The organism is Streptomyces olivaceus (genome assembly GCF_000721235.1).
Taxonomy (GTDB): domain Bacteria; phylum Actinomycetota; class Actinomycetes; order Streptomycetales; family Streptomycetaceae; genus Streptomyces; species Streptomyces olivaceus.
In genome coordinates this window covers 39,049-53,001 of sequence record NZ_JOFH01000024.1, presented here as the reverse complement: position 1 = coordinate 53,001, position 13,953 = coordinate 39,049, and the positions used below count along the sequence as shown (strand labels likewise).

Sequence of the window (13,953 nt, the reverse complement as noted above, 5' to 3'; positions counted from 1 at the left end):
AACCGCCGCAGGGGCATCCACACACGGCATGTGACGAAGACCACACCGTCCGAACAGTCTCCGTGATGTTCTCGTGATTACCCCGGAAGGGGGACGGGAAGTGCTTGCTGTGGTCGAGGCCGCAGTGCCGTCACGACCCAGCCCGAGGGGGAGAATCCCATGCAGAGTCTTAAGCGCCCTGGTCGCACCACGTCCAAGCGGCAGCAGCCGGTCGTCGAGCCCGTATCGGAGGGCGTCGAACCCGACGCCCTCGACGACGAGGAACTCGACGCCTACGACACCTTCGAGATGTACCGGGTGATCTGCCCGGACTGCGCGCAGCCCATCGCCCTGCTGGCGGACGAGGAGGTACTGCCGGAGCACGCGCTGTGCGCCTCGCCGTGGAACCCGTTCGGACTCACGGTCTGCGCCGGCACCGGCCGCCGGGCCGCCGAGGCCCGCCCCGCGGACGACTCGTCCAAACCCCACGAGCAGGACACCGCACTGCTGTTGACGCTCCCCCGGGGCCTCGACTGGCGGACCCAGCCCTTCTCCCACGTCGGCGGTCCGGGCTCGCGCCCGATGCGGGTGCCGACGATGCGGCCCGAGGCGGCCTGAGCCACCCGCTCCGCTCCCCCTCCGGCACCGAGCCCCCGGCCGGGTGACGTCCCGGGGACGTACGGAGGGGCGTCGCCCGCCCTCGTACCCCGCCGGCGCCACGGCCGGCGGCGCGCCGCGGCGCGGTTCGGTGTGCGTCCGTGGACGCATGCTCGACCGCACCCGGCGTGACCTGTCCGCACTTCGCCGCGTTGCCCTGGTATGACCCTCACGTACTCGGACACCGGGAGTCGGCGCCGCGTGTTCGTCCCGGTGCCCGCGGGACCGGTTCCGCGGGCCCCGCAGGTCCAGGACCCGCCGATCTACCGTGAGCTGATGCGCACCTGGGCCGACGGCGGCCGCACGCTGCCGGGGCGCCACGACCCGGAGTGGACCAGGCTCGCGGCACCCCCGCCCGGGCCCGGGGACCACTTCACCACCGGCGACTTCACCGTCCCTCGGGACCCACGAGGTGACGGGCGATGACCATGCGCTGGATCTGGTTGGTGCCCTCGACGATCTGCAGCACCTTCGCCTCGCGCATGTACCGCTCGGCCGGGAAGTCCGCGGTGTAGCCGTATCCGCCGAGGATCTGGACGGCGTCGGTGGTGACCCGCATCGCCGCGTCGGTGCAGTGCAGTTTGGCCATGGCGGCCTGCTTGGCGAACGGCAGTCCGGCGTCCCGCAGCCGTGCCGCACTCAGGTAGAGCGCTCGGCCGGCCTCGACCTGGGTCGCCATGTCGGCCAGCATGAAGCGCAGCCCCTGGAAGTCGGCGATCGGCTTGCCGAACTGCCGCCGCTCGCCCGCGTAGGAGACCGCCTCGTCGAGCGCCGCCTGCGCCACGCCGATCGCGCAGGCGGCGATGCCGAGCCGCCCGGAGTCGAGCGCGGCCAGGGCGATGGCGAAGCCCTGGCCCTCGTCGCCGAGGCGCCGGGAGTCGGGGACCCGCACTCCGTCGAGATGGAGTTGGGCGGTGGGCGACCCCTTGAGCCCCATCTTCCGCTCCGGCACCGCGGCCCTCAGCCCCTCGGCGTCGCCGGGCACCAGGAAGGCGGTGATGCCGCGCGGACCGTCCTCTCCGGTGCGGGCCATGACGGTGTAGAAGTCGGCGACGCCGCCGTGCGTGATCCATGCCTTGGTGCCGTCGATCACCCAGTCGCCGCCGCTCTCGCGCACGGCCTTGGTCCGCAGCGACGCGGCGTCCGAGCCGGCGGCCGGCTCGGAGAGGCCGTAGGCGCCCAGCAGGCCGCCGCCCAGCATCGCGGGCAGGTGCTCGGCCTGTTGCTCCTTGGTGCCGTAGGCGGCCAGCGCGTAGGAGGCGAGGGTGTGCACGCTGACGCCGAGGCCGACGGTGAGCCGGGCGGCGGCCAGTTCCTCCAGGACCTGGAGGTACACCTCGTACGGCTGCTCGCCGCCGCCGAGGTCGGCGTCGTAGGGCAGGCCGAGCAGGCCGGAGTCGGAGAGCAGGCGGAAGACCTCGCGGGGGAAACGCCCGGTGTCCTCCTCCTCGGCCGCGCTCGGGGCGATCTCGCGCTGCGCGATGTCGCGGACGAGCGAGAGCAGGTCCCGTGCCTCGTCCGTGGGCAGTTGCCGGTCCACCGGCTGCGGGGCGCGGTCGGGCATGGCGACGCTCTCCTCCCTGTCGGGCGCATCGGCGGGCGTGCGCCTTGGGTGGAGGCGGCTCCGCCTGGTCGTTCGGGCCTGGTCGATGCTCGCACTCCCGGGTCGCGGAAGCGGCTGACCAGCGGCTGTGCGCTGTGAGTATGCCCGATCGGAGGCATGGAGTCACCAGTTAACGACCGCTTACTTCGAGAAATGTCCGGGCCGCTCATGGAGTGGCTAATTCCGGTACCGGACGAGCACAAATGGTCCGCACCATTGACCGCACTGGTCTAGTCCTTCTACGGTGACGACCCCGAACGCGTCACCGCGTTCATGCCAATCGGCGCGCGTTTCCCTCTTCCCCCACGAGGAGACACCCGATGCACGTCCCCCACCTGCCCCGCGTCCGCCCCGTCCGGGCGCTCTTCTCCACCCTGTGTACGGTCGCCCTCGGCGCCGGGCTGCTCGCCGGGGCCGGCCCCGCCACGGCCACCGCACCGGCCCCCGCCGCCGAGTCCGGCACGCAGGCCGCGGCCGGCTCCAAGGTCGTCGGCTACTTCACGGAATGGGGCGTCTACGACCGCAACTACCACGTCAAGAACATCGAGTCGTCCGGCTCGGCCGCCGAACTGACCCATATCAACTACTCGTTCGGCAACGTGACCGGCGGCAAGTGCGCGATGGGCGACTCCTTCGCCGCGACCGAACGGACCTATACCGCGGACGAGTCCGTCGACGGGACCGCCGACGCCTGGGACCAGCCGCTGCGCGGCAACTTCAACCAGCTGCTCGAACTGAAGCAGAAGCACCCCGACCTGAAGATCCTCTGGTCCTTCGGCGGCTGGACCTGGTCCGGCGGGTTCGGGGAGGCCGCGCAGGACCCGGCGGCGTTCGCCCAGTCCTGCTACGACCTGGTCGAGAACTCCAAGTGGGCCGACGTCTTCGACGGCATCGACATCGACTGGGAGTACCCGAACGCCTGCGGCCTGAGCTGCGACACCAGCGGCCGGGACGCGTTCCCGAAGCTGATGAGCGCGCTGCGCGCCAAGTTCGGCGACGACTACCTGGTCACCGCGGCGATCACGGCCGACGCCACGTCCGGCGGCAAGATCGACGCGGCCGACTACGCGGGTGCCGCGCAGTACGTCGACTGGTACAACCCGATGACGTACGACTTCTTCGGTGCCTGGGACGCCACCGGACCGACCGCCCCGCACTCGCCGCTGACCTCGTACGACGGCATCCCGAAGGCGGACTTCGACACCTCGGCGACGATCGCGAAGCTCAAGGACCTCGGTGTCCCGTCCGAGAAGCTGCTGCTCGGCCTCGGGTTCTACGGACGCGGCTGGACCGGCGTCACCCAGGACGCGCCCGGCGGCACCGCCACCGGCCCGGCGAAGGGCACGTACGAGGACGGCATCGAGGACTACAAGGTGCTGAAGAGCAGTTGCCCGGCGACCGGCACGGTGGGCGGCACCGCGTACGCCAAGTGCGGCAGCGACTGGTGGAGTTACGACACCCCGGAGACCATCGCGACCAAGATGGCCTACAAGAACGAGCAGGGACTGGGCGGCACGTTCTTCTGGGAGCTCAGTGGCGACACCGCGAACGGTGAGCTGATCAAGGCGATCGACTGACCGTTCCCACCCACGGGGGGCGAAAGGGCGGAGGCCGGCTCGGGTCTCCGCCCTTACGTCAGTCCCGGCGGGCCGGGGTCGGGGCGGGGCAGTCCGGATTCAGCTCCTCGATGGCGCGCAGGGTGCCGCCCAGCGACTTCACCAGCAGCTCGCGCATGGTCTCGCGGGGCAGTTCGGGCCGCCCGATCCAGTCGAGGGTGGCCCCCTCGACGCTGCACACCCAGGCCAGCAGGCCCATGCGCGCCAGCGGTCCGATGTCGGTGCGGCCGTACGCGCCCTCCGCGATGGTGGCGACGATGGCCTCGCGCACCCCGTCCCGGATGTCGTGCACCTCCGTGTCGAAGCCGACGCCGCCGCTGACGATGGTGCGATAGGCGGCCTGATTGTGCTCGGCGTAGCGCAGATAGCCGTCGATGGTGCGCTGGACGCGGTCCACCTGGGGCAGTTCGGTGCCGCGCGCGGCGGTGGTGACCAGGTCGGTCACGGAGTCCTGGATGATCGCCAGGTAGTAGCCCCGCTTGGACTGGAAGTAGTAGTAGATCAGCCCTTTGGCGACATGCGCCTGGCGGGCGATGTCGTCCATCGAGAGCGCGTCGTAGGACGTGTCGGCGAACAACCTCCGCCCGATGGCGATGAGTTCGGCGCGGCGAGCCAGTGAGCGCTCGGTGCCGCGCGCCCGGGGACGGGCGTCGGCACGTTGTTGACTAATATTCAATTTCGACCCTGGTCTCCTACGGGCGGCGGGACATCCGCAGTATGGCAGGTCGGCACGTGGGACAGGTCACACGCAGGTCACGTCAGAGCAGACCCAGCTGAACCACGAGCATCGCGACCACCACGACCAGGGTCCAGCCCATGACGTGCTCGACGATCTTCGGGCCCTCGTCCCGGGGGCCGCCGGTACGGGTGCGGACGGCGGGAGCAGCGGTGGCGGCGGTGTGTGCGGTCATGGCATCTCACTGATCTCGGGCTTCGGTGGGACCCCCCGGTGATGCTGTCCACCTTGCCATCGTGAGCGGCTTCTGCGGCCGAGACCTCGGTCACAGCGCGCCCCCGGCGGTGGCACCAGCCGCCGGGGGCCGCCGAGGTGCGGTCGTTACGCGCCGCAGGTCAGCGCACACCCACCGCCGCGAGCGCCTCGCTCTGGCGCGGGCTCGGGTGGGCCGGGAAGTAGAGATAGCAGACACCGCCGGTGCCGGAGACGGCCTTGCCGTCGGCGTTGTACCGCTTGGTCCGCAGCCAGATGTTCTCCCACTCGCGCCGCCGGTAGACCCGGCGCACCGCGTCGTTGTCGTCGGAGGCCGGGTCGTTGGCGATCACGTCGCCGTCGGCGGTGAAACCGATCACGGTCATCAGGTGGCCCGCGGTGCCGTATCCGGCCCCGGTCAGCTCCTCCTCCAGGAAGGACTGGGAGGTGATGGCCGGGATGCCGGCGGCGACCAGCGTCTCCAGGTCGGTCAGGGAGCCGAGGCGGGTGACCACGCCCTGGAGGCCCTCGAAGGTGGCGGCATAGGCGGCGTTGAAGGGCCAGTTGCCGCACCCGGAGTACTGGTTGTCGTACGTGTACCGGGCCGCGTGGCAGACCTGCGGGTCGGCGTAGGAGGGGTCGACCCAGGCGAGCTGCTCCTCGGTGAGCCGGCCGCCCCAGTACTCGACGACCATCTGCGAGGAGGTGGGGCTGCACCAGGCCTCGCCGCCGTTGTCGTACTCGGGGTACTGGCCCTTGTGGATCTCCTGCGAGTAGCGCGGGACGCGCAGTTCCCGGGCGGGGCCCGGGGCGGAGGCCGGGACGGTGAAGCGGTCGGGGACGTCCGAGCCCATCGTGCCGACCCGCCACACGGTCGGTGTGGCGCGCGTGCCGGGGCGGCGGTGGAGGGTGAGGCGGACCCGGTAGGAGGCCAGCCGCAGTCCGCCCGCGGCGTCGTCGACCGAGAAGGTGTCGGTCCAGACGCTGCTTCTGCCGTCGCCCTGGCCGTCGACCGAGGTCCGGCGGATGTCCCGCTCACCGTCGCCGGCCGCCCAGCGCCCCATCACGTACCAGGGAGTGTCCGAACCGTCGGAGTAGGCGCCCTTCAGTTCGACCTGGATCCAGGTGCCGGCCGGCGTCCGCGCGTTCCACGAGGCGATGGCCTCCGTCGCGGGCACGGCGAGCCGGTGGACGGGCGAGGTCCAGGTCGCGTACTCCCAGGTGGCGGTGGTGCCGGTGTGCGGGTCGGTGTACTCCGTGGTGCCCGCCGGGTCGCCGATCACCAGGCCGGGCCGGGCGCCCGCCACGGGGCGGGTGCCCCGTGCGGTTCCGCTCCGCCAGTCGCCGAGCGTGGTCCAGGACCGGTAGTCGACCGGCCGGGCGGCCCGGCCGGGGTTCGCGGCTCCGCCCGAAGGGGACGCTCCGGACGCGCCCCGGGCGGCGGCGGGGAGCGCGCCGCCCGCGACGGCCGCCGCGGCGGCGGCTGCGGCCAGAACGATTCTGCGGGACGGCTGTTCGGCTCTGCTCATGGCGGGAGACCCCCAGGGTTCCGACGCGGGCGGGTCGGTTGCACGGCTGTGCGCCCACTATGGCCGCAGCCGACGGCTCCTGCCAGCACTTCCGCACGCGCCACGCCACGAACATTGGTGTCGACCATTGATGACGGCCTGCGGCATCCCCGGGCGCGCGCAGGCGATCGGTGGGAGGAAGCGGGGGGAAGCAGGGGGGCAACGAGAGTTAGAGTGCGGGGCGCACCCCGCTGTCCCTCTCCGCCGCACAGGACCCGCCATCCCCGACATCCCCGACCTCGCCGACCGGCTCCGCCGGCTCCCCCCGTCCTGCGGCCCCGTGCGCCTGATCGGGGTCGACGGGCACGCCGGCTCCGGGAAGTCCACGTTCGCGGGGGTGCTGGCGGCCCGTCTCGGCGGTGTGCCGGTGCTGCACCTCGACGACGTCGCCAGTCACGACCAGCTGTTCGACTGGACCGGGCGGCTGCTCGACCAGGTGATCGACCCGCTGCGGCGCGGCGACACCGCACACCACACCCCCTACGACTGGCGGGCCCGCTGCTTCGGACCGCCGCGTGCGCTGGCGCCCGCGCCGGTGATCCTCCTTGAGGGCGTGGGCGCGGGACGCGCGGCGCTGCGCCCGTACCTGGCACGGCTGTTCTGGATGGATCTGCCGCGCGAGACGTCGTGGGCGCGGGGGCGGGCGCGCGACGGAGCGGAGCAACGGGGGTTCTGGGACGGCTGGATCCCGGCCGAGCGCCGGCACTTCGCCGAAGATCCCTCGCGCCCCTTCGCACACCTTCTGGTACGGCAGAGAAATGAGGGGTACGAGGTGCTGCCGGGACCCGCGGGAACCGCATCCGAAGCCCACTTCCTCACGCTGGGTGACGGACCTTCCGCAATGTGTTGAACTCGTGAAGATCGCGGGCCGGCGACCGGTCGACCTGCCCCGACTTCGCTTGACCCAAGGCCCGTACAGGTCTTACGTTCTGATGGTGCGGCAGTTCGACGCCGCCCGCAGACACGAAGCCCCCGGTTGTTCCCCCGTGATCGGGGGCTTCGTTCTGCCCCGAGCCGGTTTTCCGGCAGCTCCACGGCGCCGGACGCTCACCCTCGGTCACCGCGCCTTCGTGCGCCCCCACTGCTCCCACCTCGTGGAACGGCCACTCCCCGCCCCTTCGGCAGGACAGACCGCCGCAGGTACGATGCCCTCGGTGCGACCTACGGGCGGTTGCCGCGCGCACCTTGCAACTCCGGTCCACGGTACCGCCGTTGACCGAGGCGGCCGACGGGCAGCGGCTCGGCGGCATACCGACGGGGGCACGGTACGTGGGGGACCTGATGGACTTCGGCACGCAGGGCCTACAGTCCCCGGCCGAACTCGCCTGGCTGCGCGGCGTGGACGCCTACACCGTGGGGGCCTACCCGCAGGCGGAGGAGGAGTTCAGGGCCGCGGTGCGGATGGACCCCGGGATGGCCGACGGCTGGCTGGGACTGCACGCGCTGCGCGTCGACACCGCCAACGCGCTGCTGAAGATGTTCCGCAACCGCGACCGCTTCGGCGAACAGCGCGCCCGCCACCGCCGCACGCTCAACTCCTGGTATTGGCTCGGCTGGTGGGTGCAACCCGTCCTGGAGAGCCCCCGCGACCTGCTGCTGGCCCACGCCTCCCACTGGCTGGACGGCCGCCACGTCCCGGAGCTGGACCGGGCCCTGGCCGGGCTGCCGCCCGTGGACACCGACCCACAGGTCCGCTTCCTGCACGCCTGCCGCGCCTACCTCGTCAAGGACTGGGAGCAGCTCGTCCGGCACACCGATCCGCTCCTCGGCGACCCGCTGCTCGGCATCGAGGCCGGCCTGTTCAGCGGCATGGCCCGGGTCCGCCTGGAGATGTACGGGCAGGCCGAGCCGCTGCTGTCGGCGGCCCTCATGCGGTGCCGGAGCGAGCAGCCGCAGCGCAAGGAGCTGCGCTACTGGCTGGCACGGGCCCACGAGGGCACGGGCCGCAGCGCCGCGGCGCTCCCGCTGTACCGGGCCGTCCACCGGGTCGACCCGGCCTTCATGGACACCTCTGCCCGGCTGGCGGCGATCGCCGAGGGCGACGGCTACGACGACGCCGTGGACCTCGCGGGGCTCGCCGGGACCGGCGCCGCGGCGGACGGCCCGGACGGACTCGACCCGCTCTTCGGCACCGAGGAGCGCGACCTCAAACTCTCCGCTCCCGAGCCCCCGTTGCCCCCGCTGCCCTCGTTCGCCGGGCCGCCGGTGCGCGAGAAGGCGGACGGATCCGACCCGTCCCTGCCCAGCGGGCCCACGGACCCGGCGTTACTGGAGGAGGCGCTCTCCGAGCTGGAGCGGATGGTGGGCCTGGAGCCGGTGAAACGCCAGGTCAAGGCGCTGTCGGCGCAGTTGAACATGGCCCGCCTGCGGGCCGGGCAGGGGCTGCCGGTCCGGCCGCCCAAACGTCACTTCGTCTTCTCCGGCCCCTCCGGCACGGGCAAGACCACCGTGGCCCGTATCCTCGGCCGCGTCTTCTACGCCCTCGGCCTGCTCGGCGGCGACCACCTGGTGGAGGCGCAGCGGGCCGACCTGGTCGGCGAGTACCTCGGCCAGACCGCCGTCAAGGCGAACGAGCTGATCGACTCCGCGCTCGGCGGCGTCCTCTTCGTCGACGAGGCCTACTCGCTGTCCAACTCCGGGTACGGCAAGGGCGACGCGTACGGCGACGAGGCGCTGCAGGTGCTGCTGAAGCGGGCCGAGGACAACCGCGACCACCTGGTGGTGATCCTGGCCGGCTATCCGGAGGGCATGGACCGGCTGCTGGGCGCCAACCCCGGCCTCTCCTCGCGCTTCACGACGCGGGTGGACTTCCCGTCGTACCGGCCGCTGGAGCTGACGTCGATCGGGGAGGTGCTCGCGGCGGAGAACGGGGACGTGTGGGACGAGGAGGCGCTGGACGAGCTGCGGTCCGTCGCCGGGCACGTGGTGGACCAGGGGTGGATCGACGAGTTGGGGAACGGGCGGTTCCTGCGGACGCTGTACGAGAAGAGCTGTGCGTACCGGGATCTGCGGTTGTCGGTGTTGCCGGGGGCGTTGACCCGGGACGACCTGGCGACGTTGCGGTTGCCGGACTTGATGCAGGCGTATGGGGAGGTGCTGTCGGGGCGGGGGCCGGGGGAAACTCCGGGGGTGTGAGGTGTGCGGGGCGGTGCTGCGGGTTGGGGGTGGGTGGCGTGCCCGGTGTTGACGGGGCGTTCGGCGTTGCGGGGGGGGGCGGGGGCCCGGCGCTGCCGGGGTGCCGCTGCGCCCACCCGTGCCGCCCCAGCGGCACGACTGCCCGCAGCGGCGGCGGGGGTCACGTCGCCAGGGTGACCTCTCTGTGGGCCGGGTCCCTGACCTCGCCCACCAGTAGTTCCAGTACGTCCTCCAGGGCGACCAGGCCGAGTACCTTGCCGGCCGGGTCCGTGACCTGGGCGAGGTGCGTGGCGGCGCGGCGCATGACCGTCAGGGCGTCGTCCAGGGGGAGTTCGGGGCGCAGGGTCGGCATCGGGCGCCACAGGTGCTGGGGGACGGCCCGGTCGGACTCCTCCACGTCGAGGACGTCCTTGACGTGCAGGTACCCCATGAAGGCGCCCTGCTCCGCCGCGACCGGGAAGCGCGAGTACCCGGTGCGGGCGGTGAGCTCGACGATCTCCCCCGGGGTGACCGCGGGACTGACGGTCACCAGCGACTCGCGCCCGAGGAGCACGTCCGTGACCGGGCGGGAGCCCAGTTCCAGGGCGTCCTCCAGGCGCTCCTGCTCCTCCGGGTCGAGCAGTCCGGCCTGGCCGGCGTCCTCCACCAGGCGGTTGAGCTGCTCGCTGGTGAAGACGGCCTCGACCTCGTCCTTGGGCTCGACGCGGAAGAGCCGCAGGATGCCCTGCGCGCAGGCGCCCAGGGCGACGGTGATCGGCCGGCACAGGCGGGCGAAGGCGACCAGGCCGGGGCTGAGCCACAGCGCGACCTTCTCGGGGGCGGCCATCGCGAGGTTCTTCGGGACCATCTCGCCGATGACGAGGTGGCAGAAGACCACGGCGGCCAGCGCGATCACGTAGCCGAGCGGGTGGATCATGCCGTGCGGCAGGTGGATCCACTCGAAGACCGGCTCCAGCAGGTGGGCGACGGTCGGCTCGGCGACCGCGCCGAGGGTGAGCGAGCAGACGGTGATGCCGAACTGGGCGGCGGCCATCATCTGCGGCAGCCGTTCCAGGCCGTGGAGCACCTGGCGGGCGCGGGCGGTGCCGAGCGGTTCGATCTGGCTGCGGCGGACGGAGACGAGGGCGAACTCGGCACCGACGAAGAAGCCGTTGGCCAGGACGAGCAGGCCGGCGAAGAGGAGTTGCAGGACGCTGCTCACCGGGCGGCCTCCAGTACCTGGACCGGCGCGGTGCGCACCAGCCGTATCCGTTCGGCGCGGTAGTGGCCGACCTGGCGGACGGAGAGCCGCCAGCCGGGCAGTTCCGCCCGGTCGCCGACGGCCGGGATGCGGCCGAGCAGGTCGGCGACGAGCCCGGCCACCGTCTCGTACGGTCCCTCGGGGGCCTGGAGGCCGACCCGGCGCAGGGCGTCGACGCGGCAGCTGCCGTCCACGTCCCAGGCGGGCCGGCCGTCCTCGGGCGGGGCGGGGGCCAGTTCGGGCGCGTCCAGGCCGTCGTGCTCGTCGCGGACCTCGCCGACGAGTTCCTCGACGATGTCCTCCAGGGTGACGACGCCGGCCGTGCCGCCGTACTCGTCGACCACGACCGCGATGGGCTGCTCGCTGCGCAGGCGGGTGAGCAGCGGCCGTACGGGCAGGGTCTCGGGGACGAGCAGCGCGGGGCGGGCGATGCGGCCGGCGGGGGTGCGCAGCCGGTCGTGCACGGGGACCGCGAGGGCGTCCTTGAGGTGGACCATGCCGACGATCTCGTCGATCTTCTCCCGGTAGACGGGGAAGCGGGACAGCCCCGTGGCGCGGGTCAGGTTGACGACGTCCTCGGCGGTGGCCGAGGAGTGCAGGGCGCTGACCTTCACGCGCGGGGTCATGACGTGCTGCGCGGTCAGGTCGCCGAGCGACAGGGTCCGTACGAAGAGGTCGGCGGTGTCCTGTTCCAGGGCGCCGGCCCGGGCGGAGTGCCGCGCCAGGGAGACCAGTTCGCCCGGGGTGCGGGCGGAGGCCAGTTCCTCGGCGGGTTCGATGCCGAGCGCGCGGACCAGGCGGTTGGCCACGGCGTTGAGCGCGGCGATCACCGGGTGGAAGAGGCGGGCGAAGGCGTGCTGCGGGCCGGCGACGAAGCGGGCGACCTGGAGCGGCTTGGACACCGCCCAGTTCTTGGGCACCAGTTCGCCGATCACCATCTGCACAGCGGAGGCCAGCAGCATGCCGACGACGACGGACACGCCGGGGACGGCTCCGTCGGGAAGGCCGGCCGCCGTGAACGGGCCGTCCAGGAGCTGGGCGAGGGCCGGTTCGGCGAGCATGCCGACGACGAGGGAGGTGATGGTGATGCCGAGCTGGGTGCCGGAGAGCTGGAAGGACAGCTCCTTGAGCGACTCGACGACGCGGTGCGCGCGCCGGTCGCCGTCGGCGGCGGCCCGCTCGGCGTCCGCCCGTTCGACGGTCACCAGGCCGAACTCGGCCGCGACGAAGAAGCCGTTGGCGAGGATCAGCAGGAGCGCGGCTGCCAGGAGCAGCAGGGGGGTGGTCATGATGCCGCCGCCTGTGGGAGGTCACAGCAGGGGGCGGCGCAGATACTGCAGGACGGTCCGTCCATCGCCGGAGGGAGTCACTCCTCGGGTAGCAGGAACCCCCGCGCACCGGGCGGAGCGACAGGGGCGGGGACGCGAGGGCCGCGTCCCTGTTCCCAGATTAATCACGAAAAGGGGGCCCGCGGCAGGGGCGGCGGCCCCGCGTCAGTCACGCGGTCCCTCGGGGAGGGCGCCGGAACGGGCCTCCACGAGGGCGCGCAGGGCACGGGCGTCGGCGATGGCGCGCTGCCTGGCGATGCCCGGCTGGATGCCGAGCGCGGGCAGGCTGGTGCCGTCGCTGAGGTCGAGGAACACCCAGGGGTCGCCGTGCCGGAGGTTGACCCGGAGGATCTCGGGCCAGGCCAGGTGCCGTTTGGCCGTCAGGTTGACGACGGTGAGGCCGTCGTCGTCGGCGGCGAGGTGGGGGCGGGCGAGCAGGAGCAGTACGCCGGCCAGCAGGAGCGCGGTCAGCACGAAGCTGAGGCGCTCCCCCGCGCCGAGGCCGCCCAGCAGCATCCCGACCGCCGCGATGGTCGCGAAGGTGAGGACGGCGAGGACGATCAGGACGGCGCGGGTGCGGCCCGGCCGGAAGGTGACGGGCAGGGCTGGCAGGTCGTCCGGCGTGGTGTCGGGCATGGCGTGGCTCCGGTGGTGCTCCTGGTACGGCCGGCGTCTTGGACGCGGCAGGCGTGGATGGCCGTGGTCGTCAGAGCCGGCAGGCGTGGATGGCCGTGGTCAGGATGGCCCGGGCGCCGATCTCGTACAGGTCGTCCATGATCCGCTGGGCCTCCTTGGCCGGGACCATCGCGCGGACGGCGACCCAGCCCTCGTTGTGCAGCGGGGAGACGGTCGGCGACTCCAGGCCGGGGGTCAGCGCGACGGCCTTCTCCAGCTGCTCCACGCGGCAGTCGTAGTCCATCATCACGTACGTCCTGGCGACCAGGACGCCCTGGAGGCGGCGCAGGAACTGCTGGACCTTGGGCTCGGTGGTCGCGTCGGGCTCCGCGCCGGAGCGGCGGACCACGACGGCCTCGGACTTCATGATGGGCTCGCCGAAGACCTCCAGGCCCGCGTTGCGCAGCGAGGTGCCGGTCTCGACGACGTCGGCGATGACCTCGGCGACGCCCAGCTCGATGGCGGTCTCGACGGCGCCGTCGAGGTGGACGACGGAGGCGTCGATGTTCTTCTCGGCCAGGTGGCTCGCGACGATGCCCTCGTAGGAGGTGGCGACGGTGCGGCCGCCCAGGTCCTCGGTGCCGTGCGCGGTGCCCGGCTTGGCGGCGAAGCGGAAGGTGGAGCGGGCGAAGCCGAGCGGGAGGATCTCCTCGGCGTCGGCGGCGGAGTCGACCAGCAGGTCGCGGCCGGTGATGCCGATGTCGAGCTTGCCGGAGGAGACGTAGATCGCGATGTCCCGGGGGCGGAGGTAGAAGAACTCCACCTCGTTGACCGGGTCGACGATCCGCAGTTCCTTGGACTCGCGGCGCTGCTGGTAGCCGGCCTCATGCAGCATGTCCGCCGCAGGGCCGGAGAGGGCTCCCTTGTTGGGGACGGCGATGCGCAGCATGAGGTCGGCTTCCTTCGCGTGACGGGGTGGGGAGGGCGGGGTCGGGTTCACAGGTGGGCGTAGACGTCGTCCAGGGAGATGCCGCGGGCGACCATCATCACCTGGACGTGGTACAGCAGCTGGGAGATCTCCTCGGCCGCCGCCTCCTTGCCCTCGTGCTCGGCGGCCATCCAGACCTCGGCGGCCTCTTCGACGACCTTCTTGCCGATGGCATGGACCCCCTTGTCCACCAGTTCGGCGGTGCGGGAGGTGGCGGGGTCGCCGTGTACGGCCTTGTGCTGGAGCTCGGTGAAGAGCTCCTCGAACGTCTTCTTGGACATGGTGGCGTCCACTTT

The 13,953-nt window shown here is 72.3% G+C and carries 14 protein-coding genes; 5 read left to right on the top strand and 9 right to left on the bottom strand.

The window, feature by feature from the left end:
* Positions 1-159 precede the first annotated feature (159 nt).
* Positions 160-597: a hypothetical protein gene (locus IG94_RS0125590; RefSeq protein WP_031041671.1), complete on the top strand. Its 438-nt coding sequence runs from the start codon at positions 160-162 to the stop codon at positions 595-597.
* A gap of 201 nt (positions 598-798) precedes the next feature.
* Positions 799-1,062, top strand: coding sequence for a hypothetical protein (locus IG94_RS44375; protein WP_031041668.1), 264 nt, complete (start codon positions 799-801; stop codon positions 1,060-1,062).
* On the opposite strand, the gene IG94_RS0125580 is transcribed toward IG94_RS44375, so the two are convergent.
* On the bottom strand, positions 1,025-2,200 hold the full coding sequence (locus tag IG94_RS0125580; RefSeq protein WP_031041665.1) for an acyl-CoA dehydrogenase family protein: 1,176 nt from the start codon (positions 2,198-2,200) through the stop codon (positions 1,025-1,027). The two genes, IG94_RS44375 and IG94_RS0125580, sit on opposite strands and share 38 nt — an antisense overlap.
* A 359-nt stretch (positions 2,201-2,559) precedes the next feature.
* On the opposite strand from IG94_RS0125580, the gene IG94_RS0125575 reads away from it, so the two are divergent.
* Positions 2,560-3,816 (top strand): glycoside hydrolase family 18 protein, encoded by a 1,257-nt coding sequence (locus IG94_RS0125575; protein WP_031041662.1) that lies wholly within the window; start codon positions 2,560-2,562, stop codon positions 3,814-3,816.
* Positions 3,817-3,874: 58 nt separating this feature from the next.
* Here IG94_RS0125575 and IG94_RS0125570 read toward each other — a convergent pair whose 3' ends face one another.
* The 3 genes from IG94_RS0125570 to IG94_RS0125560 all read right to left on the bottom strand — a co-directional run bounded on the left by IG94_RS0125570 (position 3,875) and on the right by IG94_RS0125560 (position 6,312).
* Entirely contained in the window at positions 3,875-4,531 is a 657-nt protein-coding gene (locus IG94_RS0125570) for a TetR/AcrR family transcriptional regulator (RefSeq protein WP_031041660.1), read from the bottom strand.
* An 82-nt stretch (positions 4,532-4,613) separates the two neighbouring features.
* Positions 4,614-4,766 (bottom strand): SCO1431 family membrane protein, encoded by a 153-nt coding sequence (locus IG94_RS41935; protein ID WP_107060680.1) that lies wholly within the window; start codon positions 4,764-4,766, stop codon positions 4,614-4,616.
* A 160-nt stretch (positions 4,767-4,926) separates the two neighbouring features.
* Complete coding sequence (locus IG94_RS0125560) at positions 4,927-6,312, bottom strand: peptidase C39 family protein (protein ID WP_031041656.1); 1,386 nt, start codon at positions 6,310-6,312, stop codon at positions 4,927-4,929.
* Between the two features lie 319 nt (positions 6,313-6,631).
* On the opposite strand from IG94_RS0125560, the gene IG94_RS0125555 reads away from it, so the two are divergent.
* Positions 6,632-7,201, top strand: a complete 570-nt coding sequence (locus IG94_RS0125555) for a uridine kinase family protein (RefSeq protein WP_031041654.1) — start codon at positions 6,632-6,634, stop codon at positions 7,199-7,201.
* A 431-nt stretch (positions 7,202-7,632) separates the two neighbouring features.
* Positions 7,633-9,486, top strand: a complete 1,854-nt coding sequence (locus IG94_RS0125550; protein WP_031041652.1) for an AAA family ATPase — start codon at positions 7,633-7,635, stop codon at positions 9,484-9,486.
* A gap of 160 nt (positions 9,487-9,646) precedes the next feature.
* Here the strand turns inward: IG94_RS0125550 and IG94_RS0125545 are convergent, their stop codons facing one another.
* The 5 genes from IG94_RS0125545 to IG94_RS0125525 all read right to left on the bottom strand — a co-directional run bounded on the left by IG94_RS0125545 (position 9,647) and on the right by IG94_RS0125525 (position 13,938).
* On the bottom strand, positions 9,647-10,687 hold the full coding sequence (locus IG94_RS0125545) for a hemolysin family protein (protein WP_031041649.1): 1,041 nt from the start codon (positions 10,685-10,687) through the stop codon (positions 9,647-9,649).
* The gene (locus tag IG94_RS0125540; protein WP_031041646.1) at positions 10,684-12,015 is read right to left on the bottom strand and encodes a hemolysin family protein; all 1,332 of its coding nucleotides are present in this window, start codon (positions 12,013-12,015) and stop codon (positions 10,684-10,686) included. Before IG94_RS0125540 ends, IG94_RS0125545 begins: the two co-directional genes overlap by 4 nt.
* A gap of 204 nt (positions 12,016-12,219) precedes the next feature.
* Positions 12,220-12,690 carry a PH domain-containing protein gene (locus tag IG94_RS0125535; RefSeq protein WP_031041645.1) on the bottom strand — a complete coding sequence of 157 codons (471 nt, stop codon included), beginning with the start codon at positions 12,688-12,690 and terminating at the stop codon, positions 12,220-12,222.
* Positions 12,691-12,760: 70 nt separating this feature from the next.
* Positions 12,761-13,618 carry an ATP phosphoribosyltransferase gene (gene hisG / locus IG94_RS0125530; protein WP_031041644.1) on the bottom strand — a complete coding sequence of 286 codons (858 nt, stop codon included), beginning with the start codon at positions 13,616-13,618 and terminating at the stop codon, positions 12,761-12,763.
* Positions 13,619-13,665: 47 nt separating this feature from the next.
* Positions 13,666-13,938 carry a phosphoribosyl-ATP diphosphatase gene (locus tag IG94_RS0125525; protein ID WP_031041643.1) on the bottom strand — a complete coding sequence of 91 codons (273 nt, stop codon included), beginning with the start codon at positions 13,936-13,938 and terminating at the stop codon, positions 13,666-13,668.
* Positions 13,939-13,953 lie beyond the last annotated feature (15 nt).

What these genes read in the sequence shown, in the direction of transcription:
- IG94_RS0125590 (WP_031041671.1), top strand. Translation starts at nt 160, where the DNA reads ATGCAGAGTCTTAAGCGCCCTGGTCGCACCACGTCCAAGCGGCAGCAG.
- IG94_RS44375 (WP_031041668.1), top strand. Translation starts at nt 799, where the DNA reads ATGACCCTCACGTACTCGGACACCGGGAGTCGGCGCCGCGTGTTCGTC.
- IG94_RS0125580 (WP_031041665.1), bottom strand. Translation starts at nt 2,200, where the DNA reads ATGCCCGACCGCGCCCCGCAGCCGGTGGACCGGCAACTGCCCACGGAC.
- IG94_RS0125575 (WP_031041662.1), top strand. Translation starts at nt 2,560, where the DNA reads ATGCACGTCCCCCACCTGCCCCGCGTCCGCCCCGTCCGGGCGCTCTTC.
- IG94_RS41935 (WP_107060680.1), bottom strand. Translation starts at nt 4,766, where the DNA reads ATGACCGCACACACCGCCGCCACCGCTGCTCCCGCCGTCCGCACCCGT.
- IG94_RS0125560 (WP_031041656.1), bottom strand. Translation starts at nt 6,312, where the DNA reads ATGAGCAGAGCCGAACAGCCGTCCCGCAGAATCGTTCTGGCCGCAGCC.
- IG94_RS0125550 (WP_031041652.1), top strand. Translation starts at nt 7,633, where the DNA reads ATGGACTTCGGCACGCAGGGCCTACAGTCCCCGGCCGAACTCGCCTGG.
- IG94_RS0125540 (WP_031041646.1), bottom strand. Translation starts at nt 12,015, where the DNA reads ATGACCACCCCCCTGCTGCTCCTGGCAGCCGCGCTCCTGCTGATCCTC.
- IG94_RS0125535 (WP_031041645.1), bottom strand. Translation starts at nt 12,690, where the DNA reads ATGCCCGACACCACGCCGGACGACCTGCCAGCCCTGCCCGTCACCTTC.
- hisG (WP_031041644.1), bottom strand. Translation starts at nt 13,618, where the DNA reads ATGCTGCGCATCGCCGTCCCCAACAAGGGAGCCCTCTCCGGCCCTGCG.
- IG94_RS0125525 (WP_031041643.1), bottom strand. Translation starts at nt 13,938, where the DNA reads ATGTCCAAGAAGACGTTCGAGGAGCTCTTCACCGAGCTCCAGCACAAG.